This is a genomic window from Pseudomonas putida (genome assembly GCF_004357765.1).
Lineage (GTDB): Bacteria > Pseudomonadota > Gammaproteobacteria > Pseudomonadales > Pseudomonadaceae > Aquipseudomonas > Aquipseudomonas putida_U.
In genome coordinates, this window is sequence record NZ_SMTE01000019.1 from 1 (window position 1) to 25,027 (window position 25,027).

The window sequence follows — 25,027 nt, forward strand, 5'->3', positions numbered from 1 at the left end:
ACAGAATTTCTTGACGACCATAGAGCATTGGAACCACCTGATCCCATCCCGAACTCAGCAGTGAAACGATGCATCGCCGATGGTAGTGTGGGGTTTCCCCATGTGAGAGTAGGTCATCGTCAAGATTCATTTCGCAAAACCCCTATCTGCGTGAGCAGGTAGGGGTTTTGTCTTTTCTCAACCACGCGCCAGCTCTTCAAGGTGCGCAATCGCCTCTTCGCTTTTCAGCACCAGCACATCGCCTTTCAGCGAGTCCAGTACGACTTCGGCGGTATTGCCTATCAAGGCTCCTGAAATGCCCGTGCGCGCTACGGTACCGATCACGGTGACCACCGCGTCATACCTCTGCTCGATTTCGGGTATGAGCACATCGGCTGGACCTTCCTTCACATGCATGCACTCACTGGGGATGTCGTATTCCGCCTGAAAGCGCAGACAAGCATCCCGGTAGCGTTGTTCGATGGTTTCGCTCAGTTGGTAGGCTGGGTCAGCCGACGCCAGCATGGGCGAAGGATGGGCGCTGATCACGTGCAAGGTGCCCTTGGCCAGCCCGGCAATGGCGTAGCCATGGTCGATGATGCTGGCATGCAGTAACCGATGATCCTCGTCCTCGTTACCCACGTCCACGGCGGCCAGTATCACGCCGCCGGTCCAGGGGCGCTCACTCCTGACCATCAACACGGCGCATGGGCAGTAACGCAGCAGCTTCCAATCGGTAGGCGTCAACAGCGCTTTCTTTAGTGGGTTATCCGGCCAGTGCTCCTTGATCACCAGTTCGCAGCCTTCTGCCTGCTGCACTTGGATGATCGACTGGTGCAGGCTGTCGTGCCAGGCCTGCTCATGAGTCACATTGTCATAGCCGTCATCGTGCAGTTGGCTACTGAGCAAGCTGAGCAGGGCGCTATGGTCGTGGTGCTGGTGACACATCAACAGATGCATACGTGCCCCTGTCACCCCAGCGATCAGCTTGGCTCGCGTCAGCGCACGGCTATGGGCATGTTCTGGATCGAGCACGACGAGGATGCTACGAACAGCTTGCATGAGCGGTAACTCCTTCCTGACGTGGCTAACGCTGACTATAGTCGGCGCCCCGGGGGCAGTCGCTTGATGTACATCAAGCATAGTCACTGGCATTGGCTGTCACCGCCGGTATAATCCCCGGTCCTGCCTGATCAACGTGATTTGTAGCCCTATGTCCCTGATCCCCGAAATCGATGCTTTCCTTGGCTGCGCGACCCCTGATGCCTGGATCGAAGCAGCGTTGGCCGATCAGGAAACCTTGCTGATCGACCACAAGAACTGCGAGTTCAAGGCCGCCAGCACGGCGTTGAGCCTGATCGCCAAATACAACACTCACCTTGACCTGATCAACATGATGTCGCGCCTGGCACGTGAGGAGCTGGTGCATCACGAGCAGGTACTGCGCTTGATGAAGCGTCGCGGCGTGCCGCTTCGGCCGGTCTCGGCTGGGCGTTATGCCTCAGGACTGCGCCGACTGGTTCGCGCTCATGAGCCTGTGAAACTGGTCGATACCCTGGTGGTCGGGGCGTTCATCGAGGCGCGTAGTTGCGAGCGCTTCAATGCACTGGTGCCGCATCTGGATGAAGAACTGAGCCGCTTCTACCACGGCCTGCTGAAGAGTGAAGCGCGACACTATCAAGGCTATCTGAAACTGGCCCACCAGTACGGCGAGCCCGCGGATATCGCCCGCCGCATCGAGCTGGTCAGAGACGCCGAAGCTGAATTGATCCAGTCTGCCGATCAGGAGCTGCGCTTTCACAGCGGTATCCCCATGGCGCAGGCCGCCTGACCGGGCCGGCCGGACTGCCGGCTAGTCGCGTCGACCCAGCAGCAAACCGACTACTAAGCCAAGGCCTGCAGAGAGCGCCACGGTCTGCCAAGGGTGACCGCCGATGTAGTCTTCGGTCGCTTCCACCACCGGCTGTGCCCGGCTGCGGACCTGGCCTACGGCCTGGCTGGCCTGGCGCAGCTTGAGCCCGAGCTGAGCGCGCAGGGTATCGGCTTCCTCGCCCACCAGAGAGGAACTGCGGTCGAGCAACTTTTCCGACTCTTCGATCAATGCCTGCAGTTCGCTGAATACTTGGTCCTTGATCTGTTCGCCTTGGGCAGCAGTGTGGTTTTTTCGAGCCATGAGCACGTCCTCGTCAATGGTGTGTTAGAACAATGGATGTCGGCACGAGGGGAAAGTTGCCCCAGGTTACCGATGTCGCACCGCTACGGTGTAAGATAGCGGCCATTTTTCATTGGCAGGTATTCCATGAGTTTCAATCTCGCCAACAAGAGTTTTCAGGAACGGGCGCAGATCGAGGCGGAAAAAGCCCGTCTGTTCGAAATGTGGCAGAACAACCTTGGCAAGGCCAAGGCCGAAGCTGCCCGGCTGATTTCGGAAAAGTCCCGGCGCAAGGGCAAATGGGCCGAGTGGGTGCGCGCCGAGCTCGAGACGATGTCGCCGCCGGACTATGCCAATCTGGTGCGCAGCGAGGTCAACAAGATGATGGCCGCTGCCAGCGCCAACCGTTGAGGTTCACCAGATAAGACTGCCGTTCTTTGGCAGGTCGAGTTTGCCTTCGTCGGTGAAGCGCACTGTGCCCAACGGTCCTCCCGCCAGCTTGCCGCGCAATCGGTAAGGCATTCCCTGCAGCGAATCGAGCTTGCCGAGCCCATAGGCCTGACGCAGGAAGGAAAATGCGGTGATGCTCACCGGCACCGTGATCACCGCTTCGTCGTAGCGACCGATATGACCCTGTTGGTCGCTTACCCCGGCTGCCAACGGCTGTCCGTTGACCTCCAGGTTCAGCGCAATGCCGTTGTAGTCGATGGCGTTTTCGTTCGGATTCTGTACCCGCATCTTCACCGCCATGCGCATTTCCAGCTCTTGGCCGGGCAACGGTTCGATACCTATGACGCTGATGTTGAGAGGGTCTCGCGCCTGGAACAACGCACAGGCCTGCAGCGCGCCCAGCATCAGCAGGAGCAGGAGAGGGCGAGCGCAGCGGTGCAGTCGGACAACCATGGGAGCAACCTTGCCTGCAGAGTCGAGCCTGCAGTGTGGCAAACGTATGCCGCAGTTGAAAGTCCTGCGTGTTATGAAAGATACTGTTTCTCATTCACGCCCGATAATTTTTCCTACTGGCAGTGTCTTTTCCAATGCTGACGTCCCCCGTGTCTGGTCTGCTGGCAAGTTTCCAGGAGCACTACGACGACCTGTTGCAGTTCCTGACCCGCCGCATGAGCGATCGGCAGCGTGCCGCCGACATCGCCCAGGAGACCTATCTCAAGTTGGCGAGGATCGACGAGCAGGCGGTGCGCGTATTGCACGCACGTAGTTTCATATTCCGGGTGGCCGGCAACCTGGCCATCGATGCATTGCGCCGCGAGCAGCGTCTTGCTGCTCACCATGAGCACGGTGACGGGGCGGGAGAGATGGTGTGTCCGGCACCGGCACCTGAGGCAACCCTGCTGGCTCGGGAACGGCTGCAGATGCTCGATCGAGCGCTGCTGCAACTGCCAGAGAATGCCCGTCAGGCATTGTTGTTCAACCGTGTCGAAGGTCTGACCCAGGCGCAGATCGCCCAGCGTCTGGGCGTTTCCGAGAGTATGGTGGCAAAATACATCGGCCAGGCCCTGCGTCATTGTCGCGACTGGCTCAAACACAACCATGACTGACGTCTCGACCATGCCCGCTTCCCCGCCTATCCGCGACCTGTCCGACGATGCCCTGCAGTGGCAGGTGCTGCTGCATTCCGGTACTGCCAGCGCTGCCGATCAAGCACGCTACCAGCGCTGGAAACAGCTCAGCCCGGATCACACCGAAGCGGCGGTTGAGGCCGAGATGCTGTGGCTGGATCTCGGCTCGACCGCCACCGCCCAGGCATTCGAGGCGCTGCCGCCGCGCCCACGGCGAAAACGCTGGAGCGCAGGCATCGCGGCCGCCCTGGTGCTGGTGGTGGCGGGTTACTGCGGTTGGCAGGAAGCACCATTGTGGTTGGCCGATTATCACACCCGTGTCGGCGAGCGGCAGAGCATTACCCTGGACGACGGCTCAAAGGTACTGTTGAACAGCGCCAGCGCAGTGAGCGTGGCTTTCAGCGCTACGGAACGACGGGTCACGCTGCGCGCCGGTGAGGCGCTGTTCGACACCGTCGCCGACCCACGCCCCTTCGTGGTCGAGACCGCAGGCGATACCGTTCAGGGCGCCAATGCGACGTTCAGTGTTCGTCGTGATGGCCAGGTCGTCCTGGCGAAGGGCCAGGCACGACTCGGCGACCAGGTATTGGCCGTTGCCGCCGACGCGAGCGCGCTGACCGCCTGGCAACGGGGCAAACTCATCTTCAATGGCAAGCCATTGGGTCAGGTACTGGCCGAGCTGGAACGTTATCAGCATGGTCGCATTCTGGTGCCCGACAGCAAACTTGCAGCCCTTGAGGTGAGCGGTGTGTTCGATCTGGACGACCCTCACGCCTTGCTGCGCACCCTCGAGCAACGTTACGGCCTCAAGGTCACCTATCTGCCCTGGCTGGCAGTGGTTTACTGAGCTTTTCGGAAGTAATCAAAATTATTTTCATTTGGTACTGCAAGTTTCTGCAAGCCAGATCGTCGTAGGGGGACTGATCAGCAACCCATTCTCATTTCTGACTTGTCTGGAAGCTCATTCGTGCCTCTCATGCCTACGCCGTCCACCCATGGACAGTCTCACCGTCGCGGCGGTCAATTCCACCATGCCTTGCTGTCCTGCAGCGTCCTGGCCTTGTTTGCCAGCCCCTTGCAAGCATGGGCCAGCAACGATGCGCCGGCACAGATTCAGGCTCGGCAGCTACAGCTCGATTTGTCGGCGCAGCCGCTTGACCAGGCTTTGACCGCCTTCGCCGACCAGGCCGGTCTGCATTTGCTGTACACCACCGCAGACGTCCAGGGGCTGACCAGTCCCCCCGTGCATGGCAGCTACAGCGTCGAGCAAGCCCTGCAGCAGTTGCTCGACGGCAGCGGCGTGACCTGGCAGTTCAGTGACAGCGGCACCATCATCCTGCGCAAGGCCGAGAGTGCACCGCTGGCGGTCAGCCTCAAGCCCATCGAAGTCAGCGTCGCCTCGCGCACCAGCACCTCGATCAGCGAAATCCCAGGCACCGTGTGGGTAGTCGACCAGCAACAGTTGCGTGAGCAGATCGACAGCGGCGTCAGCCTCAAGGAGGCGATCGGCAAATTGGTACCCGGCCTCGATCTGGCTCCTGAAGGGCGGACCAACTATGGCCAGAACATGCGCGGGCGCAACGTGCTGGTGATGATCGACGGGGTCAGCCAGAACAGTTCGCGTGGTCTCTCTCGTCAGTTCGACAGCATTTCTCCGTTCAACGTCGAACGCGTCGAAGTGCTGTCCGGTGCCAGCGCCATTTACGGCGGGGGCGCCACCGGCGGCATCATCAACATCGTGACCAAGAAGGGCGAGGCGGGGGATGCGCGCTTCGAGACCCAGCTTGGTGCCAGTAGCGGCTTCAACAACAGCGATGACCTGGCAACTCGTTTCGCGCAGTCGATCAGCGGCGGCAATGATCGAATCAATGCCCGCCTGGGCGTTTCCGGAGAGCAGAACGAAGCCTTCTACGACGGAGCGGGCGACCAGATCTTCATCGACAACACGCAGACCGATCTGCAGTACAACCGCACCATCGATGTGCTCGGCAGTGTCGGCCTGAAGCTGTCCGATGAGCAAAGCCTCGACCTGCTGGCGCAGTATTATGATTCCGGCAACCACGGTAGCACGGGTATCTACTTCCCCAACCTGAACCACAACGCACCCTCCGACCTGGAGGATGCCGAGCTGCGCAGCGGCTATTCCTCTGACCTGGAGCCGCGGACCCGACGCTTCTTGTTCAACGCCAACTACCACCACACGGATGTGCTGGGTCAGGATTTCTACCTGCAGGCCTCGTACCGAAAGGAAGACGACAACTTCTACCCGTTCCCTTACTACAATCGCGCTACGCCTACCGGCTCGCGCGGGGTCTACTTCGCCGCATCGCAGCAGAACTTCGAAGTCACCAGCCTCAAGGGGCTGTTCGCCAAACAGTGGGACACGCTCAAGCTGACCTATGGCGTCGACCTTGATCGCGAGCGTTTCAATGCCCAGCAAACCACGTTCGATGCCCTGACCTCGTCGGAAAGCGGTGGACTCGATCTTGAGAAACAGAGCAAGGCCGATCGCTATCCCGGCTATCGGGTCGACGGGGTCTCGGTGTATGCCCAGCTCGACTGGCACGCCACCGACAACCTGACGCTGTCCGGGGGCGCCCGACGTCAGCAGATGGACGTAGATGTCAGCGACTTCAAGGGCGTACCCGGTGGCAGCAACGACTATCAGGTCAACCTGTATAACGTCGGCGCGATCTACGACTTCAAGAACGGCCATCAGATCTGGACCAACTATGGCGAAGGCTTCGACCTGCCGGACCCGGCCAAGTACTACGGCAAGGCTGGCATGAGCGTGGCGGACAATCCGTTGGCCGGTATCAAGAGCCGCCAGGTCGAGCTCGGGTGGCGTTACGGCGATCTGGATTGGGATGCCCAGGCAGCGCTGTATTACATCTGGTCGGACAAGATCATCAACGTCGACTCACAAACCCTGACCATCGACGTCGAAGATCAGAAGAGTCGTGACTTCGGTTTCGAAGGTGCGCTTACCCGGCATTTCCAAAGTGGCTGGGAAAGCGGTGGCACCTTGCACCTGACCCGGTCGGAAGAAGAGGATGCCGACGGTGGCTGGATCAAACGCGATGCCCGCTATGCCTCGCTGTCCAAGGCCACTGCATTCGTCGGTTGGAAGGGTGATGGGCGCAATGTCCGGTTGCAGGCCAATCACGCGTTCAGCTTGAAGGACGATGCCGACCACGAAATCGACGGCTACACCACCTTCGACCTGCTCGCCAGCCAGGACACCGGGTTCGGCACCCTCAGCGCGGGTATCCAGAACCTGCTGGACAAGCAGTACAGTACCGTCTGGGGCCAGCGCGCAACCTTGTTCTATTCGCCGACCTATGGGCCGGCTTACCTCTATGACTACCAAGGACGCGGACGTACGTACACCCTGACGTGGAGCATGGCGTACTGAGGTCCTGGCAAAGGTCCATACTGAAACATCAGGAATCAACTAAACCCACGCTCACACTTTTGCCTCGAACCCTTCGCGCCTTAGGCTATCGAACCCTTAGGCGCGACTTTTCGTACAGGAGGTGAAGCATGAATCGAGTATTGCCGACCCTGGTCGTTGGCCTGCTGCTGAGCGTGGCCGTGCAGGCCGAACCACACCAGCCGTTGCAGCTCGCCGCCAACGACAACAATCCGTACAACAGTCCGATAAAGCGGGCCAACCCCAACAGTCGCCAGGGCACCTTGCCAGCGACCCCGCCCGTGCGCGGCCCCTCGACTGAGCCCAACATTCGCCCCCCAACCCTGGATAACCGCGGCATCGGCAATGGCGACAACCTGCGCCGTGAGCAGCAGACGCCCAGGTTGGAACCCACCCGGCCCCCGCGTGACTCGCAACGTGCACCGTGAGCCCCTGAGAAAGGATGCCCCCATGCTTCGACGCAACTGGTTGACCACCCTTGCCGCCGCTGCCGTGTTGCCATTGTTGGCGCATGCGGCGCCTGTCCAGCAGTTTCCCAGCGAGGAAGGCCAGCTCACCGTCAGTACCATCGCCGATGGCCTGCGAAACCCGTGGGCCCTGGCGTTCCTGCCTGGCGGCAAGGATATGCTGGTGACCGAGCGTGCGGGTAATCTGCGGGTGATCAGCGCGGAGGGGAAGGTTGGCGCGCCGATCAGTGGGGTGCCCAAGGTCTGGGCCGAAGGCCAGGGCGGCCTGCTGGACGTGGTCCTGTCGCCAGAGTTCGACAAGGACCGTACCGTCTACCTGTCCTACGCCGAAGCCGGCGACGACGGCAAGGCCGGGACGACGGTGGGGCGCGGCCAGTTGTCGGCAGACCGCGCCCGGCTGGAGAACTTCAGGGTGATCTTCCGCCAGCAGCCGAAACTGTCGGTGGGTAATCACTTCGGCTCGCGACTGGTATTCGACCGTGACGGCTACCTGTTCATCGCCCTGGGCGAAAACAACCAGCGTGCTACCGCGCAGGACCTGGACAAGCTGCAAGGCAAGGTAGTGCGCATCCTGCCCGATGGGACGGTGCCCAAGGACAACCCGTTCGTCGGCCAGCACAATGTGCGCCCGGAGATTTGGTCTTACGGCCACCGCAACCAGCAGGGCGCGGCGCTCAATCCGTGGTCCGGCAAGCTCTGGACTCATGAGCACGGACCACGCGGCGGCGATGAGATCAACATCCCGCAAGCGGGCAAGAACTACGGCTGGCCGATCGCCACCCACGGGATCAATTATTCGATGCTGCCGATTCCCGAGGCCAAGGGTGAGCAAGTCGAAGGCATGGTCGGTCCGCATCATGTCTGGGAGAAGTCGCCGGGTATCAGTGGCATGGCCTTCTACGACAACCCGACCTTCAAGGCCTGGGACCACGACCTGTTCATCGGCGCCCTGGCCAGCGAGGAACTGATCCGCCTGCAGCTCGATGGCGACAAGATCGTGCACGAGGAGCGCCTGCTGGGCGAGCTGAAGGCGCGGATCCGCGATGTGCGGGTGGGTCCGGACGGCTATCTGTACCTCCTGACCGATGCCAAGGATGGAACATTGTTGAAGGTCGGCCTGGAGCAGAATTGAGGGTGCCGGTCGGCTGTACCGACGCAGCGTCGGCAAGCTGGATCCTACGGTTGCCGCGACGAGCCCTGGGCGACCGTGATGAATGTGCCGGCGGCGGCTTGCCGTCGATAGGGCCAGTGCAGACAATGGAGCCCTCACAGGCCCAGACTGGATGCCATGCCCACTCCGCAATCGCTCTACCATGAGGCTCTGACCGAGCATGGCTATGTCCGTGACCCTGCCCAGGTCGAGGCGGTCGCCGCGCTGCACGCCTGCTTCGAGGCACTCGAACAAGGTCATCGTCCCCAGGGGCTGTACCTCTGGGGCCCGGTCGGCCGGGGCAAGACCTGGCTCATGGATCTGTTTTACCGCTGCCTCGAGATCCCGGCGCGGCGCCAGCACTTCCATCACTTCATGGCCTGGGTTCATCAGCGCCTGTTCCAGCTAAACGGCACGCCTGACCCTCTCAAGGCCTTGGCGCGCGAGCTGGCTGGGCAGATCCGGGTGCTCTGTTTCGACGAAATGTTCGTCAGCGACATCGGTGACGCGATCATCCTCGGCCGGCTGTTCCAAGTCCTGTTCGATCAAGGCGTGGTGATCGTCGCCACCTCCAACCAGCCGCCTGGACAACTCTACAGTGACGGTTTCAACCGGGAGCGTTTTCTGCCAGCGATCGCCGCCATCGAGCGCCACATGCAGGTGTTCTCGGTGGCCGGCCCGCAGGACCATCGAACGCACCCGGGACAAGCGCGGCAGCGTTACTGGGTGGCCACTGCCGGAGACAGAGGTGCACTTGGGCAGGCGTTCGAGATATTGAGCCATGGCCAAGCCGGAACGGTCGAGCCGCTGGCGATAGGCTCGCGCCAGATCCAGGTCATCAGGCGCAGCGCTCAGGTGATCTGGTGCCGCTTCGCTCAGCTATGCGAGCAACCTCTGGCAGCGACCGATTTCATGGTGCTGTGCGACCGCTACCAGGCGATCCTGGTGCAGGATGTACCCGTGTTGGGTGGTCAGCAGCGTGCTGGGCGCATCGCCAGGGGCACCGAGGATGCGGCGGCGCGGGTGGAAGCGGGCGAGCGCGAACTGCCGATGCTGTCGCCCAAGGACGATGCCGTCCGCCGCTTCATCGCACTCGTGGACGAATGCTATGACCGCCGGGTGGCCCTGTACCTGGAGGCCGAGGTACCCCTGGAAGCGCTTTACACCCAGGGCTACCTCGCGTTCGCTTATCAGCGCACCCTCAGCCGTCTGCGCGAAATGCAGCTGCAACGCTTCGGTTGACGTGTCTCAGCGGCCGAGCCAGTCGAGCAGAGCCTTGTGGAACTGCTCCGGCTCCTCGATCTGCGGTGCATGGCCCATGCCGGGGAAGATCACCAATTGGCCTTGGGGAATCAACTTGGCCTCCCGTGGACCCAATTCCTTGTAGTGACCCAGCTGGGCCTTGAGCGCAGGCGAGGCGATATCGCTGCCGATCGCCGTGGTGTCCTGGTCACCGATCAACAACAGGGTCGGCATTTTCAGGTTGTGGAACTCGTGGTAGACCGGCTGGGTGAAGATCATGTCGTAGATCAGCGCCGAGTTCCATGCCACCGCTTCATGCCCAGGGCCTTGGTTCAACCCCACCAGCATGTGCACCCAGCGCTCGTACTCGGGCTTCCAGCGCCCGGCGTAGTAGGTCTTGCGTTCATAGTTACGCACGCCTTCGGCATTGAGCTTGAGCTCGCGCTCGTACCACTGATCCACCGTGCGGTAGGGCACGCCCATGGCTTTCCAGTCCTCCAGGCCGATCGGGTTGACCATCGCCAGGCGCTCGACCTGCTGCGGGTACATCAACGCGTAGCGAGTGGCCAGCATGCCACCGGTGGAGTGGCCGAGGATCACCGCCTGGCCCACGCCCAGCTTCTCGAGCAGGGCGTGGGTGTTGGTCGCCAATTGCTGGAAGCTGTACTGGTAGTGCGCCGGTTTGCTCGAAGTGCAGAAGCCGATCTGGTCAGGGGCGATCACCCGGTAGCCGGCCTGGCTCAAGGCGTCGATGGTGGTTTCCCAAGTGGCTGCGCAGAAGTTCTTGCCGTGCATCAGCACCACGCTGCGACCGTTGGCCTTGCCCTTGGCTGGCACGTCCATGTAGCCCATCTGCAGGTCTTGGCCTTGGGACTTGAAGTCGAAGTGCTTCAATGGATGGGGGTAGGGGAAGCCTTCTAGCTGTTTGCCATAGGTGGCGGACTCGGCGGCGATGGCGGTGCCTGCCACAAGGCAGGTAAGGGCCAGGGCGGTTGCGCGCAGCATGGGGGCACTCCGTGTAGGACCATGTAGGAATTTGCGACTGTAACAGCCGGAGGCATTACCTTAACCGGTAAAGGTGTTACCAGGGATGAAACCACCCCAGGGTGATCATCGCCACGACGCTGTAACGACCCGCCTTGGCCAAGGTCACCAGCAACAGGAAGCGCCAGAAGGGCTCGCGCATGACCCCGGCGATCAGCGTGAGCGGGTCGCCGATGACCGGCATCCAACTCAGCAGCAGGGACCACTGCCCCCAGCGCCGATATCGCGCCTGGGCGCGGGTGAGTTGCGCCTCACTGAACGGGAACCAGCGCCGGTGACGCAAGTGCTCGATCGCTCGGCCCAGCAGCCAGTTGACCACCGAGCCGAGCACGTTGCCCGCGGTGGCCACCAGCAGCAAGGTCAGCCAGGCATCGGGCTGGCGCAACAGCAAACCGACCAGTACGGCTTCCGATTGCAGCGGCAGCAGCGTGGCGGCGCCGAAGGCGCTGAGAAACAGCGCCCACAGGCTGAGCATCAATAGTCGGCGACCACGGTGTCCTTGCCATCCTGGGTCACACCGATGACCTGGTAGGCGTCCTTTTGGTCACCCATCTCCATGCCTGGCGAGCCCATCGGCATGCCAGGCACGGCGAGGCCCTTGAGGTCGTCGCGGGCCGCCAGTAAGCGGACCTGTTCGGCCGGCACATGGCCCTCGACGAATTTGCCGTCGATCACCCCGGTGTGGCACGAGGCCAGACGTGGCGCCACGCCCAGGCGCTGCTTGACGGCGCTCATGTTCGGCTCGACATGGTCGTTGACGGTGAAGCCGTTGTCGCGCAGGTGGCTGATCCAGGCCTTGCAGCAACCGCAGTTGGGGTCGCGGTAGACATCGATGGTTTGCGCAGCTTGGGCCAGGGTGGCGACGGCGAGCAGGCCGAGGGTGAACAGCGGTTTGCGCAGCATGGCGGCTCCTTGGATGGCATGACCGATCGGGTGACGGCCGGCAGCATAGCGCAGGTGCCGGCCCATTGCCCGTTTATGCTGGGGCAGGCAGTTCGCGCATGAGCAGTGCGAACTTCAGTGGCACCTGCTCGGGAATCGGCAGGTAGACCACGTGACCATCGCCCGGCGCCACCATTGCCGGCTGGTGCTTCATGTCGCGCAGATGGTCCAGTTCGAAATGATAGTTGCCGTAGGGGGTCATCAACTCCAGCTGATCGCCGACCGCAAAGCGGTTTTTGACCCGTACCTCAGCCAGCCCGTCGACCCGTTCTCCGGTCAGTTCGCCGACGAACTGCTGGTACTCGGAGACCGAGTTGCCGCGCTGGTAGTTCTGGTATTCGTCATGCACATGGCGGCGCAGGAAGCCTTCGGTGTAGCCGCGCTGGGCGAGCGACTCGAGGTTGAGCATCAGGCCCCGATCGAACGGTCGACCCGCGGCGGCATCGTCGATGGCCTGGCGATAGGACTGCACGGCCCGGGCGCAGTAGAAGTGCGATTTGGTGCGTCCTTCGATCTTCAGTGAATGCACGCCCATGTGCAGCAAACGCTCGACGTGCTGGACGGCCCGCAGGTCCTTGGCGTTCATGATGTAGGTGCCGTGCTCGTCCTCGAAGGCCGGCATGCTGTCGCCTGGACGGCTGCTTTCCTGCAGCAGGAACACCTGATCGGTGGGCGTGCCCAGGCCCAGGGTCGGCTCCACCTGTCGGACGATATCGCCGGTGACGGTCTCGGTGGCGGGGGTCGCATCGTACTTCCAGCGGCAGGCGTTGGTGCAACTGCCCTGATTGGCGTCACGCCTGTTCAGGTAGCCCGAAAGCAGGCAGCGACCGGAATAGGCCATGCACAGCGCGCCATGGACGAAGACCTCCAGCTCCATGTCCGGTACGTGCTGGCGGATCTCCGCGATTTCCTCCAGCGACAGCTCGCGTGAAAGGATCACCCTGCTCAGCCCGAGTTGCTGCCAGAACTGCACACTGGCCCAGTTCACCGTGTTGGCTTGCACCGACAGGTGCACCGGCATCTGCGGGAAGTGCTGGCGCACCAACATGATCAGCCCTGGATCGGACATGATCAGCGCATCCGGTCCCATGCCGATCACTGGCGCCAGGTCCTTGAGAAAGGTTTTCAGCTTGGCGTTGTGCGGGGCGATGTTGACCACCACGTAGAAACGCTTGCCCAGGGCGTGCGCCTCGTCGATACCCTGAGCCAGGTTGGCATGGTCGAATTCGTTGTTGCGCACCCGCAGGCTGTAGCGCGGCTGGCCGGCGTAGACCGCATCGGCACCGTAGGCGAAAGCGTAGCGCAGAGTCTTGAGGCTGCCCGCGGGAGCCAGCAGTTCGGGTTTGGCGAGGGAGGTCATGACGCACCGGGAGGTAAAGGCGCGGATGCTAGAACGTCGGGAGCTCAGGTGCATTGACCTGAATCAAGTGGGCGATGGCACTTTTTCGATGACACCGAGCACTAATGTTCCAGGACATTCAAGGAACGCCCATGAACGAAACCTCGCTGCAGAACAAAGCACTGGCTGTGCTTCTGGCCCTGGTGACCATCGCCTTCGTGTGGATCATGCTGCCGTACTACGGGGCGATTTTCTGGGCGGTGATCCTGGGCATCCTGTTTGCGCCGTTGCAACGCAAGTTGCTGGTGCGACTGGGCCGGCGGCGCAACCTCGCGGCGTTGGTGACCCTGTGCATCTGCCTGCTGATTGCGGTATTGCCAGTCGCGGTCATCAGCGCCTTGCTGGTGCAGGAAGGCGCCTCGCTGTACCAGCGCATCGAAAGTGGTCAGCTGGACATCGCCGGCTACATCGAACACGGCAAGGATATGCTGCCGGCATTCGTGCAGAACGCCCTGGACCGCATGGGCATGGGCAATCTCGATGGCCTGCGCGAGAACGTCACCCAATGGGCTACGCAGGGTAGCCAGGTTTTGGCCGGCAAGGCATTCAGCTTCGGCCAGGGCACGTTCGAGCTGATGGTGAGCCTGGGCGTGATGCTGTATCTGCTGTTCTTCTTCCTGCGCGAAGGTGCCGAGGTAGCGCGTCGGGTCCGTCTGGCCGTCCCGCTGCCCGAACAGCAGAAGCGTCGACTGCAGCTCAAGTTCAGCCGGGTGGTGCGGGCGACTGTCAAGGGTAACGTGCTGGTGGCGGTGACCCAGGGCGCCTTGGGTGGATTCATCTTCTGGGTGTTGGACATTCCCAGCGCGTTGGTCTGGGCGGTGCTGATGGCTTTCCTGTCGTTGCTGCCGGCGGTGGGGGCAGGAATCATCTGGGCACCGGTGGCCGCGTATTTCCTGCTGACCGGGGCGATTCTGCAAGGGGTGATCCTGACCGCCTTCGGTGTGCTGGTGATTGGCCTGGTGGACAATCTGCTACGACCGATTCTGGTGGGCAAGGATACGCGCATGCCTGATTACCTGATCCTGGTATCGACCCTGGGCGGCCTGGCGGTATTCGGGCTCAACGGTTTCGTGATCGGACCGCTGATCGCTGCGCTGTTCCTGTCCAGCTGGGCGATCTTCGCTTCCACCAAGCCGCAAGTGCAGTTGCCGCAATAGGGCTGCGTTGCAGCCCAGTGCGGCTTGGTTCAGCGGAAACTGTAGGAAACCCCGGCGTACACGCCGAAACCTTCTCCTGGCGTGGAGCGGGCGACATCCTGGCCGGCGTCGTCGTAGCCGGGCGTTACTGTCGCCGCATAACGTTTGTTGGTCAGGTTGCGCAGGTCGAGCCAGGTCTGCCAGTCCTGCTTCGGCGAGTCCCAGCCCAGGCGCGCACCGAGCAAGGTGTAGGCATCGGCGTGATAGCTGTTGGCGTAGTCGACCTGGACCTTCGATGCCATTTGCGTGTTGATCCCCGCGTAGAAGCCGCTGGGCCACTCGTAACGCAGCTCTGCCTGATAGTAATGCATGGGTATGCCTGGCAGGCGGTTGTCACCGAACTGATCGTCGTCGCGATAATGGAAGTCGCTGAAAGTATAGGCCTGGCGCAGGCTCAACCGGCCTGTGCCCGGCTGCTCCCACAATGTGCTGTCCAGACCGGCTTCGACGCCCTGGTGCACGGTTGGGCTGGCATTGAATTCCTTCGCCGGCATGCCTTGGACGATTTCCGCGAGCAGCAGCTCATGGCGCACCTGCGAGTAATACCAGGCCAGGTCCCACCGGCCCAGCAGCGAATCACCGCGGGCTCCCAGTTCAAGGGTGGTGGCGGTCTGGTTCTGCATCTCGATCGGTTGTGTGGCGACCGGGGAACTCCAGATCAGTGCCCAGGGGTGTGGCGGCTCCACCGAGCGACTGAGGTTGCCGTATATCTGCAACTGGGGGCTGATGTCGTAGCGTAGGCCCAGACGAGGGGCGTAGTCCCAGTCATGCTGGCTGACCTTGCCGCCATTATCAGGCCAGGTGACGGCGCTTTCGCGGCGGGTATAGACCATCGCCAGGCCGCTGGTCAGCCACAGGTCGGGTATCAGCTCCAGGTCATTGCCGATGTGCACTACGGTATCCGAACCCTGGTAGGTGAAGTCGCGGCTACGTGGGCCGAACACGTCGCCGCTGCGGGCGAACTGCGAGGCGCCGCTGTTGGGCAGGTGCTTGGTGGTGCGCCATCCGACCGTGGTTTTGCTGTCATGACCGAACAGGGTGTCGCGGCGAACATAATTCAACGTACCGCTGACATCGCTATAGGCGACCTTCAGGCGCATCGGTCCCTCGCGAAGGTCCATCGGGTAGTCGTGATAGACCAGCCCGGCTTCGAGCCGCGAGTCGTCCTCCAGGTAGAACGTGGTCTTGTTCGCCACCCAGGTGCTGCCCGGTTGCGGACGGCTGTCGTCACGGGACAGATAGGCAGCGTTGGCGGCGCGCGGATCGTGCTTGATCTGCTGTTTGGTCAGACGTCCGGCCAGGTCGTTCTCGGTTTCCCGGTAACGCAGGTAGAAGCGGGTTTCCAGGTTGGGGTTGAAACGGTAGCCAACGTTGGCGGCGATGCCCTTGGCGCTGCCGCTGCTGTGTTCCTGATAGCCGTCATACTCCGAGTCGGTCAGCGCCACGTAATAATCGAGGTTGCCCAGCACTTGGCCGGAGCTGATATGGCGGTGCTGGTAGCCGCGACTGCCGACTTCGTAACGCAGTTGCAAGGGAGCGGCATCGTAGCCGGTGTGGGTCACGTAGTTGATCGCCCCGCCCAGCGCCAGGGCGCCCTGGTCGAAACCGTTGGCGCCACGCAACACTTCGGCGCGGCTCAGCCAAAGGGGCTCGAACAGTTCGTAAGGGGTACCACCGGGGCCGGTCAGGGGCAGGCCGTCGAACATTGTGTACACACCGGAGCCGTGGGCGCCGGGCGCCCGGTTGATGCCCGAGCCACGGATCGACAGCTTGATCCCGTCGTTGCCCGCCGATTGGGCGAACACCCCCGGCTGATAGGCCAGTACGTCCTGGTTGCTGGCAACCCGACCTTGCCCCACGCGGTGCATGTCGATCAGGTTGCTGCCACCCGGCACTTGCTGAAGACGTGCGCGGACATCATCCATTTCGCTCTGCTGCTCATCGTTGATCAACACCTGGCCCAGCTCAATCGCGGGTGCCGCCCACGCGGGCTGGCCAGCCGTGAACAGGGCCAGCAGGCCAAGACGGGACGAGAGTGGCAAAACGGGACGCATCGAACAGCTCCAGGCAAAGGTGTGTTAGGGCAGTGGCGTTGTGACGAGCGAAGTGCCCGGTAAAGCACGCGCTGTCCTGCTTAATTGGCAGACGTGAATGGAAACGGATTTGTAGGAGGTCGCTTTACAAGCTGCACGAGTGGAGCCCAGACCTTGGGCTACGTAAGTTGGTGCTTACCGCGGCGGCTCCTTAGCCCGCCGCTACCGGCAATGACTTGTGGAGGCTGATGATGAGTACCAACCTACAACCGACGGCCGAGCATCCAGCAGAGTTGCCCATTCGCCTGACACCCCGTGAGGAGAAGGTGCTGCTGTGGTGTGCCTATGGCAAAAGCTCTTGGGAGATCGGACAGATCCTGGAATGCAAGGAATCCACGGTGAACTTCCATGTCGGCAACATTCTGCGCAAATTCGACGTTTCCACGCGGGTTGCTGCAGTAATCAAGGCCATCCGCTATGGCATGCTCGCCGAGGATTGACGCAATGGACACGACCTCCACGTCCCTGCCTGGGCCGCGCTTTCCCGATTGCCACGATCCTTTTTGGCCACGTATCGACTTGTCGGAGCTACGCGAGCGACTCGCGCTGGATGCATGCGTCAGCGATGCACGCTTAGGACTGGCCGTACGCTGCGCAGCCATCGACGCCGCGAGGGAGTTCGCTACCTGGCGAGCCGTCCTGCGTGAACGGGGCTATCGGCGTCTGGAGGATGTCGGGAGGCATCGACACGGACGCGCACTGTCTCTTTGTTACTCACGTTATCTGGAGGCGGCCGCCATGAAAGCGCTGGCTGGCAACGGCGAGCGCTGTACGGGCCAAAAGGGAGAGCAGCATGGATGATTTGTCGTGGCTAGGCGCCGTATTGAGCGAGCGTATCGAGGACGAAGGCCGGGTGCTGTTTGGCGCGTTTCTGGGAGCAGTGCTGATCACGCTAGCGCGTGGGCAAATGATCCTGGTGCCTCGCGAGCGTCTGTCGACGCTTAGCCAAGGACTGTTGGTGCTCCTCGCACTGGGCGTTGGCTACTTGTTCGAACCCCTATTGACCTCTCTGGTGCCATCGCTCACGCCTGGCATGGCTGCGTTCGTCGCGGCGGTGGCGGTGATTCCCGTCTGTATCAAGCTGGTGGTGTGGCTGGACGCGGTGGACATGCGCGACATCCTGCAGCGCTGGCGTCGCTGAAGTCAGTCGGGCTGGATGTCGGCCACGGAGCTGGCGAGCCTGTCGAGCCTGCGCTCGAGTTCCTGGAGGCGTTGTTTGTCTTTGATGAACAACAGCGCGGCCTGACGATCAGCCAGGGACAGACTGCGCAAGTCGTCGAGCGCTGCGCTCTCCCAATCGGACTGGCCGTCGGTGTGGTTTGCGAGGGTACCTTCACCCAACAGCAGCCAGTCAAGGGAGCAAGCGTTCTGTCGGGCGAGCTCTACGCATAAAGAGTACGGAATGCTAGCGCGCATTTTCCAGCTGCTGAGTGTCTGGGGGCTCACATTCAAGGCTCTGGCAAGCTGCACATCGGTGTTCGTGCCGGTCAGTTGTTTGAGGCGTAGGAGCACCGAAGCGAAAAAAACACTACTCATTATGGATATCCATTACTGTTTTTGCGTCATTCCCTAGGCTTAAACTAATGATTAAGAGTAGAAAAACTGCATTTTGAGGATATTTCGGAATGAAGCATGAAGCAACGAAAAGACCTTTCTGCATCGTAATCAATACTGACACAGGTCGACGATTAATCTTACAAACCAAACAAATCCCCAATCATTACAGGTACTTGCCGTGAGTACGTATAAGTTGGTCTGTCCGCATTGCAACAGCAAGATGCGTATTCGTACTAGCGAAGGGCGTCATATCTTCTTGAGAGTGGCGTATTTACAGTGCACCCAGGAAGCCTGCGGTTGGTCAGTCAGGGCTGAGTTCGAAATGACCCATGAGTTGTCACCCAGCGGCATGCCCAACCCTGCGGTCCATCTTCCGTCTGCCAACAGTGAACTGCGGCGTGCTGCCGGGCAACGGGAAACCTCGGTTTCAGGCAACTAGCCAGGCGCTCGTTGACACAGATAAAAAAACACCCCGCATGAGCGGGGTGTTTTTTATTGCGTTGCGATCAGCCGATCAACTGCAGACCGGCTTGTTGCACCAGATCCAGCAGCGGCTGCGGGTACACGCCGAGGATGAAGGCGAGGATGGCGATAGCTAGCAGCATCACGCCACCAGTACGTTGCTCCCACTTCAACGGGGCGTCGTGGCGACGCAGGTTCGGCTCGACCAGGTACAGTGTGACCATGACACGCAGGTAATAGTAAACGCCGATGGCGCTACCGATCACCAGGGCTCCGACCAGCCACCACAGGTGCGACTCGACGCCGGTAGCGATGATGTAGAACTTGCCGATGAAGCCGGCGGTCAGCGGGATACCCGCCAGCGACAGCATCATCACGGTCAGTACCGCGGTCAGGTACGGACGGCGCCAGAACAGGCCGCGGTATTCGTACAGCGCATCGGCGTCACGACCGCCGTAAGGCGAGGACATCAAGGTGATGACACCGAAGGCGCCCAGGCTGGTGATCACATAGGTGACCAGGTACACGCCCATGGCTTCCAGCGCGAGTCCCTTGCTGGCGACCAGCGCGATCACCAGGTAGCCGAAGTGGGCGATGGACGAGTAACCGAGCAGACGCTTGAGGTTGCTCTGGGTCAGCGCCAGCAGGTTGCCGATCAGGATCGAGGCGACCGCGATCACTGCCAGGACGGTGCTCAGCACGCCGCTGCTGGCCGCAGGAGAGAGCATGAACAGGCGCACGACCACGGCGAACACCGCGACCTTGCTGGCAGTGGCAAGGAATGCGGCGACCGGCGCCGGAGCACCTTCGTACACGTCCGGGGTCCACAGGTGGAACGGTACCAGCGACAACTTGAAGGCCAGGCCGACCAACATCATGCCCAGGCCCAGTTGGGCCAGCAGGCTCGGCATGTTGGTCGCGGCCAGGGCTTTGCCGATCTGGTCGAAGGTCAGGCTACCGGCGTCGGCGTACAGCAGGGCCATGCCGAACAGCAGGAAGGCCGAGCCGGCAGCGGACAGGACCATGTACTTGATGCCGGCTTCCAGCGATCGCTTGTTGAAGAAGGCGTACGCCACCAGGCCGTAGACCGGCACCGAAAGCAGCTCCAGACCGATGAACAGGCCCGCCAGGTGGTTGGCGCTGACCAGCACCAGGCCACCGAGGGCCGACATCAGCAGCAGTAGGTACAGTTCTTCACGGTTGCCCGGGAAGCCCTTGGCGCCTTCGCCGAGGTAGGCGTGGGCGAGGGTGACGCAGGCCAGGGTGGCGACCAGAATGATCGCCATGTAAAGGCAGGCGAACTTGTCGATGGTGACCAGCGAGGTCACCGCCAGCGGCGCGACCTTCAGCGCCGGCAGAATCGACAACAGGGCCAGGTTCAGCCCCACGGTGGACAGCAGGAAGGTCTGCGAGTGATTGCGCTTCCAGGCGATCGCCAGCATCACCACCACCGTGGTGATGGTGGTGATCAGCATCGGCGCCAATGCGATGAAGTGTTGAGTGGTGAATTCCATAGCGCTCTTACCGGGCCGAAGCGAGTTGAGTGAAAGCGGAACCGAGCCACTGCTGCACACCGCTCATGGTGGCGGCAGAGGTGTCGAGGAACGGCTGCGGATACACGCCCAGCAGCACCAGCAGCACCGCCAGGCCCAGAACCATGATCAGCTCGCGAGCGTCCATGCCGGCCAGCACGGTTTCGGCCTTGGCCGGACCGAAGTAGGCGCGGTGGATCATGATCAGCGAGTAGACCGAACCGAAGACCAGGCCGGTGGTGGCGATCACGGTGATCCAAGGCACATGCACGAAGCTGCCGATCAGGATCAGGAATTCGCCGACGAAGTTGCCGGTGCCTGGCAGGCCCAGGGAAGCGGCGGCGAAGAACAGGCTGATGGCAGGCAGGTAGGCGATGCGGTGCCACAGGCCACCCATCTGGCGCATGTCACGGGTGTGCAGGCGCTCGTACAACTGACCGGACAGGATGAACAACGCAGCGGCCGACAGGCCGTGTGCCAGCATCTGGATCACCGCCCCTTGCAGAGCCTGTTGGCTGCCGGAGTAGATGCCGATCAGCACGAAGCCCATGTGCGACACGCTGGAGAAGGCGATCAGGCGTTTGATGTCGGTCTGCGCGAAGGCCAGGAACGCGCCGTAGAAGATGCCGATCAGACCCAGGGTCATGGCGATCGGCGCGAACTCCGCCGAGGCATTCGGGAACAGCGGCAGGGCGAAGCGCAGCAGGCCGTAGGCCGCGGTCTTCAGCAGGATACCCGCCAGGTCCACGGAGCCTGCGGTAGGTGCCTGGGCGTGGGCATCCGGCAGCCAGGAGTGGAACGGTACCACCGGCAGCTTCACCGCGAAGGCGATGAAGAAGCCCAGCATCAGCAGGTACTCGGTACCGGCCGGCAGCTCAGCCTTGAGCAGGTCGCTGTAGTTGAAAGTGATGACGCCGGTGTTGGTGTAGTTGACCAGTACTAGACCAAGGATCGCCACCAGCATGATCAGGCCGCTGGCCTGGGTGAAGATGAAGAACTTGGTCGCCGCGTAGATCCGGGTCTTCTTGCCGTCTGCCGAGCTGTGACCCCAGAGCGCGATGAGGAAGTACATCGGCACCAGCATCATTTCCCAGAAGAAGAAGAACAGGAACAGGTCCAGGGCCAGGAATACACCGACCACGCCGCCGAGGATCCACATCAGGTTGAGGTGGAAGAAGCCGACGTGACGCTGGATCTCTTTCCAGGAGCACAGCACCGACAGCACACCGAGCAGGCCGGTGAGCAGGATCATCAGCAGCGACAGGCCGTCGAGGGCCAGGTGGATGCTGATGCCGAAGCGCTGGATCCACTGGACTTTGTATTCCAGGGCCCAGGCCGGCTCGGCGCCCGGAGCGGGGGCGAGGGTGTAGTCGCCGGTGCCCCACAGCCACAGGCCGATGCCGAGCAGCAGGGACATGGTCAGCAGCGCGATCCAGCGCGGCAGGGTGGCGCCGAAGCGCTCACCCAGCCAGCACAGGAAGCCGCCGATGAAGGGAATCAGGATCAGCCAAGGCAAAATCATGACGGGTTCGTTTCCTTTTGCAGAGTCGCAAGGTTCGCAAGGTTCGCAAGTTTCATGGTCATACCGCGGCCACTACCACAGCGCCGAGTACCAGCACTGCGCCAACGGCGATCGAAGCGGTGTACCAACGCAGCTGGCCGGTTTCGGTCTTGCTCATGGCGACGTTGCCGCCGCGAGCCATCCGAGGGATCAGGCCGATGCTGCGGTCAACCGGGTCCTTGCGCAGGATGTGGCTGATCAGCAGGTAAGGTTTGACGAACAGCTTGTCGTAGATCCAGTCGAAGCCCCAGGCGGCGAACCACCAGGCCGACAGCACACGACCGATGCCGCTGTTGGCGACCGCGCTGACGAGGCGACGCTTGCCCAGGAACAGCAGGGCCGCGAGCAGGATACCGGCGATGGCGATGGCCCCCGAGGTGATCTCCAGCGCATGTTTGGCTTCGCCACCGGCGTGGCCGGCGCTTTCAGGCAGCACGCCTGCCAGCGGCGGGGTGATCCAGGCACCGATGAAGGTCGACAGCACGATCAGCACGCCCAGTGGCAGCCAGTGGCTGATGCCGTGGCCGGCATGGGCTTCGGTCTTGGCTTCGCCGTGGAAGGCGATGAAGATCAGGCGGAAGGTGTACAGCGAGGTCATGAACGCACCGACCAGGCCGGCATACAGCAGGCCGGTGTTGCCGCTGGCGAAGGCTTCCCAGAGGATCTCGTCCTTGGAATAGAAGCCCACGGTCACGATCGGCAGGGCAGCCAGGGCGGCGCCACCGACCACGAAGCTGGCGTAGGCCAGAGGCAGTTTCTTCCACAGGCCGCCCATCTTGAAGATGTTCTGCTCGTGGTGGCAGGCAACGATCACCGCACCGGAAGCGAGGAACAACAGGGCCTTGAAGAAGGCGTGGGTCATCAGGTGGAAGATCGCCGCGTCCCAGGCGCCAACGCCCAGGGCCAGGAACATGTAGCCGATCTGGCTCATGGTCGAGTAGGCGAGGATCCGCTTGATGTCGGTCTGTACCAGCGCGGCGAAGCCAGCCAGGACCAGGGTAACGCCACCTACCACGCCTACCAGGTGCAGGATGTCTGGCGCCAGCAGGAACAGGCCGTTGGTACGGGCGATCAGGTAGACGCCTGCGGTCACCATGGTCGCCGCGTGGATCAGCGCCGAGACCGGCGTCGGGCCGGCCATCGCATCGGCGAGCCAGGTCTGCAACGGCAACTGGGCCGACTTACCGACCGCACCGCCGAGCAGCATCAAGGTCGCCAGGACCATCCAGGTGTCACCCGCCTGGAACTTCTGCGGTGCCAGAACCAGCAGTTCCTGCACGTTAAGGGTACCCAGCTGGGCGAACAGGATGAACAGGCCGATGGCCATGAACACGTCGCCGATACGGGTGACGATGAATGCTTTGAGCGCTGCGTTACCGTTGTTGCGGTTGCTGTAGTAGAAACCGATCAACAGGTACGAGCACAGGCCCACGCCTTCCCAGCCGAAGTAGATGAACAGCAGGTTATCGCCGAGGATCAGGAACAGCATGCTGGCGATGAACAGGTTGGTGTACGAGAAGAAGCGCGAGTAGCCCGCTTCGCCACGCATGTACCAGGATGCGAACAGGTGGATCAGGAAGCCGACGCCGGTGACCACGCCGAGCATGGTGACCGACAGACCGTCCAGATACAGGGTGAAGTTCGGCGCGAAGCCGTCCACCGACATCCACTGCCACAGCAGCTGGCTGTAAGCACCGCCTTCAGGCGGCGCGACGTTGAACTGCCAGATGACATAGGCGGCCGTGGCGGCCGAAAGGCCCACCGAGCCGACACCGATCAGCGCCGAGAGGTTTTCCGAGAACCGCCCGCGCGAGAACGACAGCAGCAGGAAGCCGATCAGGGGGAAGACGAAAGTCAGGAAGAGAAGGTTCATCCGCGCATCTCACTGGCAGCATCGATGTCGAGAGTGTGGAAGCGGCGATACAGCTGCAGCAGGATGGCCAGGCCAATACTGGCCTCGGCGGCTGCCAGGCTGATCACCAGAATGAACATCACCTGGCCGTCGGGTTGGACCCAACGGGCACCGGCGACGATGAACGCCAGGGCAGAGGCGTTCATCATGACTTCCAGGCTCATGAGGACGAAGAGGATGTTGCGGCGGACCATCAGGCCAACCAGACCTAAGCAGAACAGGATGCCGGCGACCGCCAGACCATGCTCGAGAGGGATAGCACCCATGATTTACTCCTTCGCCTCGTTGCGGCCCAGGTGGAAGGCGGTGACGGCCGCGGCGAGCAGCAGCATCGAGGCCAGTTCGACCACCAGCAGGTACGGGCCGAACAGGCTGATGCCCACGGCCTTGGCGTCTACGGTGGTACCGCTGATGGCTGCGCCACTCGGGGTGACGAACAGCACGTACAACAGCTCCAGCAGCAGCAGCGCGGCGAGGATCACCGGCCCTGCCCAGATACCGGGCTTGAGCCACCCGCGTTCCTGGGCGACAGAAGCCGGCCCTAGGTTGAGCATCATCACCACGAAGACGAACAGCACCATGATGGCGCCGGCGTAGGCGATCACTTCCAGGGCGCCGGCGAACGGCGCACCCAGGGCGAAGAAGATCATTGCCACGGAAATCAGCGAAATGATCAGGTAGAGCAGGGCGTGCACGGGGTTGGTGCCGGTCACCACTCGAAGGGTGGAGACCACGGCGATCCCGGATGCGAAGTAGAAAGCGAATTCCATCTTTCTGTCCTTATGGGAGCAAGCTCTTCACGTTGATCGGCTCGGCTTCGTTCTGCGCAGCGCCTTTCGGCTTGCCAGCGATCGCCATGCCCGCAACACGGTAGAAGTTGTAGTCAGGGTTCTTGCCGGGTCCGGAGATCAGCAGATCTTCTTTCTCGTACACCAGGTCCTGACGCTTGAACTCGGCCATTTCGAAATCCGGAGTCAGCTGGATCGCGGTGGTCGGGCATGCCTCTTCGCACAGGCCGCAGAAGATGCAGCGCGAGAAGTTGATGCGGAAGAACTCCGGGTACCAACGACCGTCTTCGGTCTCGGCCTTCTGCAGCGAGATGCAGCCTACGGGGCAGGCAACCGCACAGAGGTTGCACGCCACGCAGCGCTCCTCGCCGTCGGGGTCGCGGGTGAGGACGATGCGGCCGCGATAACGCGGCGGCAGGTACACGGGCTCTTCGGGGTACTGCAGGGTGTCGCGCTTGCGGAACCCGTGGGAGAACACCATCACCAGGCTGCGCAACTGGGTGCCGGTGCCCTTAACGATGTCGCCGATATATTTGAACAT

At 61.9% G+C, this 25,027-nt stretch carries 27 protein-coding genes, 1 rRNA gene and 1 pseudogene; 14 read left to right on the forward strand and 15 right to left on the reverse strand.

Annotation, left to right across the window (positions count from 1 at the left end; translation table 11 throughout):
* Positions 1 to 9 precede the first annotated feature (9 nt).
* Positions 10 to 125, forward strand: a 5S ribosomal RNA gene (gene rrf, locus E2H86_RS23215).
* A gap of 52 nt (positions 126 to 177) precedes the next feature.
* Here rrf and E2H86_RS23220 read toward each other — a convergent pair.
* On the reverse strand, positions 178 to 1,041 hold the full coding sequence (locus tag E2H86_RS23220; protein WP_133331863.1) for a universal stress protein: 864 nt from the start codon (positions 1,039 to 1,041) through the stop codon (positions 178 to 180).
* Between the two features lie 151 nt (positions 1,042 to 1,192).
* On the opposite strand from E2H86_RS23220, the gene E2H86_RS23225 reads away from it, so the two are divergent.
* The gene (locus tag E2H86_RS23225; protein ID WP_133331864.1) at positions 1,193 to 1,810 is read left to right on the forward strand and encodes a tRNA-(ms[2]io[6]A)-hydroxylase; all 618 of its coding nucleotides are present in this window, start codon (positions 1,193 to 1,195) and stop codon (positions 1,808 to 1,810) included.
* 21 nt (positions 1,811 to 1,831) lie between these two features.
* On the opposite strand, the gene E2H86_RS23230 is transcribed toward E2H86_RS23225, so the two are convergent.
* Positions 1,832 to 2,152: a DUF883 family protein gene (locus tag E2H86_RS23230; RefSeq protein WP_133331865.1), complete on the reverse strand. Its 321-nt coding sequence runs from the start codon at positions 2,150 to 2,152 to the stop codon at positions 1,832 to 1,834.
* A gap of 126 nt (positions 2,153 to 2,278) precedes the next feature.
* On the opposite strand from E2H86_RS23230, the gene E2H86_RS23235 reads away from it, so the two are divergent.
* Positions 2,279 to 2,542: a hypothetical protein gene (locus tag E2H86_RS23235; RefSeq protein WP_133331866.1), complete on the forward strand. Its 264-nt coding sequence runs from the start codon at positions 2,279 to 2,281 to the stop codon at positions 2,540 to 2,542.
* A 3-nt stretch (positions 2,543 to 2,545) separates the two neighbouring features.
* Here the strand turns inward: E2H86_RS23235 and E2H86_RS23240 are convergent, their stop codons facing one another.
* Positions 2,546 to 3,034, reverse strand: coding sequence for an LEA type 2 family protein (locus E2H86_RS23240; protein WP_133331867.1), 489 nt, complete (start codon positions 3,032 to 3,034; stop codon positions 2,546 to 2,548).
* 134 nt (positions 3,035 to 3,168) lie between these two features.
* Between E2H86_RS23240 and E2H86_RS23245 the strand changes: the two are divergent.
* The 6 genes and pseudogenes from E2H86_RS23245 to zapE all read left to right on the forward strand — a co-directional run.
* Positions 3,169 to 3,672: pseudogene (locus tag E2H86_RS23245) on the forward strand (RNA polymerase sigma factor); the annotation flags it as partial.
* A gap of 7 nt (positions 3,673 to 3,679) precedes the next feature.
* The gene (locus E2H86_RS23250; protein ID WP_230385242.1) at positions 3,680 to 4,555 is read left to right on the forward strand and encodes a FecR family protein; all 876 of its coding nucleotides are present in this window, start codon (positions 3,680 to 3,682) and stop codon (positions 4,553 to 4,555) included.
* A 129-nt stretch (positions 4,556 to 4,684) separates the two neighbouring features.
* Positions 4,685 to 7,123 carry a TonB-dependent receptor gene (locus tag E2H86_RS23255; RefSeq protein ID WP_133331944.1) on the forward strand — a complete coding sequence of 813 codons (2,439 nt, stop codon included), beginning with the start codon at positions 4,685 to 4,687 and terminating at the stop codon, positions 7,121 to 7,123.
* A 128-nt stretch (positions 7,124 to 7,251) separates the two neighbouring features.
* A complete protein-coding gene (locus E2H86_RS23260; RefSeq protein ID WP_133331870.1) occupies positions 7,252 to 7,569 on the forward strand; it encodes a hypothetical protein in 318 nt (105 codons plus the stop codon).
* Between the two features lie 22 nt (positions 7,570 to 7,591).
* The gene (locus tag E2H86_RS23265; RefSeq protein ID WP_133331871.1) at positions 7,592 to 8,740 is read left to right on the forward strand and encodes a PQQ-dependent sugar dehydrogenase; all 1,149 of its coding nucleotides are present in this window, start codon (positions 7,592 to 7,594) and stop codon (positions 8,738 to 8,740) included.
* Positions 8,741 to 8,896: 156 nt separating this feature from the next.
* Positions 8,897 to 10,000, forward strand: coding sequence for a cell division protein ZapE (zapE, locus tag E2H86_RS23270; RefSeq protein WP_133331872.1), 1,104 nt, complete (start codon positions 8,897 to 8,899; stop codon positions 9,998 to 10,000).
* A 6-nt stretch (positions 10,001 to 10,006) separates the two neighbouring features.
* Here zapE and E2H86_RS23275 read toward each other — a convergent pair whose 3' ends face one another.
* From E2H86_RS23275 to trhP, 4 genes are all read right to left on the reverse strand, one after another.
* On the reverse strand, positions 10,007 to 11,005 hold the full coding sequence (locus E2H86_RS23275; RefSeq protein ID WP_133331873.1) for an alpha/beta fold hydrolase: 999 nt from the start codon (positions 11,003 to 11,005) through the stop codon (positions 10,007 to 10,009).
* Positions 11,006 to 11,081: 76 nt separating this feature from the next.
* Positions 11,082 to 11,519 carry a YqaA family protein gene (locus E2H86_RS23280; RefSeq protein WP_133331874.1) on the reverse strand — a complete coding sequence of 146 codons (438 nt, stop codon included), beginning with the start codon at positions 11,517 to 11,519 and terminating at the stop codon, positions 11,082 to 11,084.
* Complete coding sequence (locus E2H86_RS23285; RefSeq protein WP_133331875.1) at positions 11,519 to 11,947, reverse strand: DUF411 domain-containing protein; 429 nt, start codon at positions 11,945 to 11,947, stop codon at positions 11,519 to 11,521. The genes E2H86_RS23280 and E2H86_RS23285 overlap by 1 nt, the downstream gene beginning before the upstream one ends.
* A 73-nt stretch (positions 11,948 to 12,020) precedes the next feature.
* Positions 12,021 to 13,346, reverse strand: coding sequence for a prephenate-dependent tRNA uridine(34) hydroxylase TrhP (trhP, locus tag E2H86_RS23290; RefSeq protein WP_133331876.1), 1,326 nt, complete (start codon positions 13,344 to 13,346; stop codon positions 12,021 to 12,023).
* A gap of 131 nt (positions 13,347 to 13,477) precedes the next feature.
* Here trhP and E2H86_RS23295 point away from each other — a divergent pair, with 131 nt between their 5' ends.
* Positions 13,478 to 14,542 carry an AI-2E family transporter gene (locus tag E2H86_RS23295; RefSeq protein WP_133331877.1) on the forward strand — a complete coding sequence of 355 codons (1,065 nt, stop codon included), beginning with the start codon at positions 13,478 to 13,480 and terminating at the stop codon, positions 14,540 to 14,542.
* Positions 14,543 to 14,571: 29 nt separating this feature from the next.
* On the opposite strand, the gene E2H86_RS23300 is transcribed toward E2H86_RS23295, so the two are convergent.
* Positions 14,572 to 16,635 carry a TonB-dependent receptor family protein gene (locus E2H86_RS23300; protein ID WP_133331878.1) on the reverse strand — a complete coding sequence of 688 codons (2,064 nt, stop codon included), beginning with the start codon at positions 16,633 to 16,635 and terminating at the stop codon, positions 14,572 to 14,574.
* A 230-nt stretch (positions 16,636 to 16,865) separates the two neighbouring features.
* On the opposite strand from E2H86_RS23300, the gene E2H86_RS23305 reads away from it, so the two are divergent.
* The 3 genes from E2H86_RS23305 to E2H86_RS23315 are packed head-to-tail and all read left to right on the forward strand — an operon-like array spanning position 16,866 to position 17,815.
* Complete coding sequence (locus E2H86_RS23305) at positions 16,866 to 17,114, forward strand: helix-turn-helix domain-containing protein (protein WP_133331879.1); 249 nt, start codon at positions 16,866 to 16,868, stop codon at positions 17,112 to 17,114.
* 4 nt (positions 17,115 to 17,118) lie between these two features.
* Positions 17,119 to 17,475, forward strand: a complete 357-nt coding sequence (locus tag E2H86_RS23310) for a head completion/stabilization protein (RefSeq protein ID WP_133331880.1) — start codon at positions 17,119 to 17,121, stop codon at positions 17,473 to 17,475.
* On the forward strand, positions 17,468 to 17,815 hold the full coding sequence (locus E2H86_RS23315; RefSeq protein WP_133331881.1) for a hypothetical protein: 348 nt from the start codon (positions 17,468 to 17,470) through the stop codon (positions 17,813 to 17,815). The genes E2H86_RS23310 and E2H86_RS23315 overlap by 8 nt, the downstream gene beginning before the upstream one ends.
* Before the next feature lie 2 nt (positions 17,816 to 17,817).
* Here E2H86_RS23315 and E2H86_RS23320 read toward each other — a convergent pair whose 3' ends face one another.
* A complete protein-coding gene (locus E2H86_RS23320; RefSeq protein WP_133331882.1) occupies positions 17,818 to 18,210 on the reverse strand; it encodes a helix-turn-helix domain-containing protein in 393 nt (130 codons plus the stop codon).
* A gap of 199 nt (positions 18,211 to 18,409) precedes the next feature.
* Between E2H86_RS23320 and E2H86_RS23325 the strand changes: the two genes are divergently transcribed.
* Positions 18,410 to 18,670, forward strand: a complete 261-nt coding sequence (locus E2H86_RS23325) for an ogr/Delta-like zinc finger family protein (RefSeq protein ID WP_133331883.1) — start codon at positions 18,410 to 18,412, stop codon at positions 18,668 to 18,670.
* Positions 18,671 to 18,737: 67 nt separating this feature from the next.
* Here E2H86_RS23325 and nuoN read toward each other — a convergent pair whose 3' ends face one another.
* From nuoN to nuoI, 6 genes are read right to left on the reverse strand one after another with little or no spacing between them, the layout of a single operon-like run.
* Positions 18,738 to 20,207: an NADH-quinone oxidoreductase subunit NuoN gene (gene nuoN, locus E2H86_RS23330; RefSeq protein ID WP_133331884.1), complete on the reverse strand. Its 1,470-nt coding sequence runs from the start codon at positions 20,205 to 20,207 to the stop codon at positions 18,738 to 18,740.
* 7 nt (positions 20,208 to 20,214) lie between these two features.
* Entirely contained in the window at positions 20,215 to 21,747 is a 1,533-nt protein-coding gene (gene nuoM, locus E2H86_RS23335) for an NADH-quinone oxidoreductase subunit M (RefSeq protein ID WP_133331885.1), read from the reverse strand.
* A gap of 58 nt (positions 21,748 to 21,805) precedes the next feature.
* Positions 21,806 to 23,659: an NADH-quinone oxidoreductase subunit L gene (gene nuoL / locus E2H86_RS23340; protein WP_133331886.1), complete on the reverse strand. Its 1,854-nt coding sequence runs from the start codon at positions 23,657 to 23,659 to the stop codon at positions 21,806 to 21,808.
* Positions 23,656 to 23,964, reverse strand: coding sequence for an NADH-quinone oxidoreductase subunit NuoK (gene nuoK / locus E2H86_RS23345; protein ID WP_008096201.1), 309 nt, complete (start codon positions 23,962 to 23,964; stop codon positions 23,656 to 23,658). The genes nuoL and nuoK overlap by 4 nt, the downstream gene beginning before the upstream one ends.
* 3 nt (positions 23,965 to 23,967) lie before the next feature.
* Positions 23,968 to 24,468: an NADH-quinone oxidoreductase subunit J gene (nuoJ, locus tag E2H86_RS23350; RefSeq protein WP_027592815.1), complete on the reverse strand. Its 501-nt coding sequence runs from the start codon at positions 24,466 to 24,468 to the stop codon at positions 23,968 to 23,970.
* A gap of 10 nt (positions 24,469 to 24,478) precedes the next feature.
* Positions 24,479 to 25,027, reverse strand: coding sequence for an NADH-quinone oxidoreductase subunit NuoI (gene nuoI, locus E2H86_RS23355; protein ID WP_043209143.1), 549 nt, complete (start codon positions 25,025 to 25,027; stop codon positions 24,479 to 24,481).

Coding starts and splice junctions, on each gene's coding strand:
- E2H86_RS23285 (WP_133331875.1), bottom strand. CDS start 11,947: ATGCTGCGCAAACCGCTGTTCACCCTCGGCCTGCTCGCCGTCGCCACC.
- zapE (WP_133331872.1), top strand. CDS start 8,897: ATGCCCACTCCGCAATCGCTCTACCATGAGGCTCTGACCGAGCATGGC.
- nuoI (WP_043209143.1), bottom strand. CDS start 25,027: ATGTTCAAATATATCGGCGACATCGTTAAGGGCACCGGCACCCAGTTG.
- E2H86_RS23280 (WP_133331874.1), bottom strand. CDS start 11,519: ATGCTCAGCCTGTGGGCGCTGTTTCTCAGCGCCTTCGGCGCCGCCACG.
- E2H86_RS23320 (WP_133331882.1), bottom strand. CDS start 18,210: ATGAGTAGTGTTTTTTTCGCTTCGGTGCTCCTACGCCTCAAACAACTG.
- E2H86_RS23305 (WP_133331879.1), top strand. CDS start 16,866: ATGAGTACCAACCTACAACCGACGGCCGAGCATCCAGCAGAGTTGCCC.
- nuoM (WP_133331885.1), bottom strand. CDS start 21,747: ATGATTTTGCCTTGGCTGATCCTGATTCCCTTCATCGGCGGCTTCCTG.
- E2H86_RS23240 (WP_133331867.1), bottom strand. CDS start 3,034: ATGGTTGTCCGACTGCACCGCTGCGCTCGCCCTCTCCTGCTCCTGCTG.
- E2H86_RS23310 (WP_133331880.1), top strand. CDS start 17,119: ATGGACACGACCTCCACGTCCCTGCCTGGGCCGCGCTTTCCCGATTGC.
- nuoL (WP_133331886.1), bottom strand. CDS start 23,659: ATGAACCTTCTCTTCCTGACTTTCGTCTTCCCCCTGATCGGCTTCCTG.
- E2H86_RS23250 (WP_230385242.1), top strand. CDS start 3,680: ATGACTGACGTCTCGACCATGCCCGCTTCCCCGCCTATCCGCGACCTG.
- nuoK (WP_008096201.1), bottom strand. CDS start 23,964: ATGGGTGCTATCCCTCTCGAGCATGGTCTGGCGGTCGCCGGCATCCTG.
- E2H86_RS23260 (WP_133331870.1), top strand. CDS start 7,252: ATGAATCGAGTATTGCCGACCCTGGTCGTTGGCCTGCTGCTGAGCGTG.
- trhP (WP_133331876.1), bottom strand. CDS start 13,346: ATGACCTCCCTCGCCAAACCCGAACTGCTGGCTCCCGCGGGCAGCCTC.
- E2H86_RS23300 (WP_133331878.1), bottom strand. CDS start 16,635: ATGCGTCCCGTTTTGCCACTCTCGTCCCGTCTTGGCCTGCTGGCCCTG.
- E2H86_RS23315 (WP_133331881.1), top strand. CDS start 17,468: ATGGATGATTTGTCGTGGCTAGGCGCCGTATTGAGCGAGCGTATCGAG.
- E2H86_RS23275 (WP_133331873.1), bottom strand. CDS start 11,005: ATGCTGCGCGCAACCGCCCTGGCCCTTACCTGCCTTGTGGCAGGCACC.
- E2H86_RS23265 (WP_133331871.1), top strand. CDS start 7,592: ATGCTTCGACGCAACTGGTTGACCACCCTTGCCGCCGCTGCCGTGTTG.
- E2H86_RS23295 (WP_133331877.1), top strand. CDS start 13,478: ATGAACGAAACCTCGCTGCAGAACAAAGCACTGGCTGTGCTTCTGGCC.
- nuoJ (WP_027592815.1), bottom strand. CDS start 24,468: ATGGAATTCGCTTTCTACTTCGCATCCGGGATCGCCGTGGTCTCCACC.
- E2H86_RS23235 (WP_133331866.1), top strand. CDS start 2,279: ATGAGTTTCAATCTCGCCAACAAGAGTTTTCAGGAACGGGCGCAGATC.
- E2H86_RS23255 (WP_133331944.1), top strand. CDS start 4,685: ATGCCTACGCCGTCCACCCATGGACAGTCTCACCGTCGCGGCGGTCAA.
- E2H86_RS23220 (WP_133331863.1), bottom strand. CDS start 1,041: ATGCAAGCTGTTCGTAGCATCCTCGTCGTGCTCGATCCAGAACATGCC.
- E2H86_RS23225 (WP_133331864.1), top strand. CDS start 1,193: ATGTCCCTGATCCCCGAAATCGATGCTTTCCTTGGCTGCGCGACCCCT.
- E2H86_RS23230 (WP_133331865.1), bottom strand. CDS start 2,152: ATGGCTCGAAAAAACCACACTGCTGCCCAAGGCGAACAGATCAAGGAC.
- nuoN (WP_133331884.1), bottom strand. CDS start 20,207: ATGGAATTCACCACTCAACACTTCATCGCATTGGCGCCGATGCTGATC.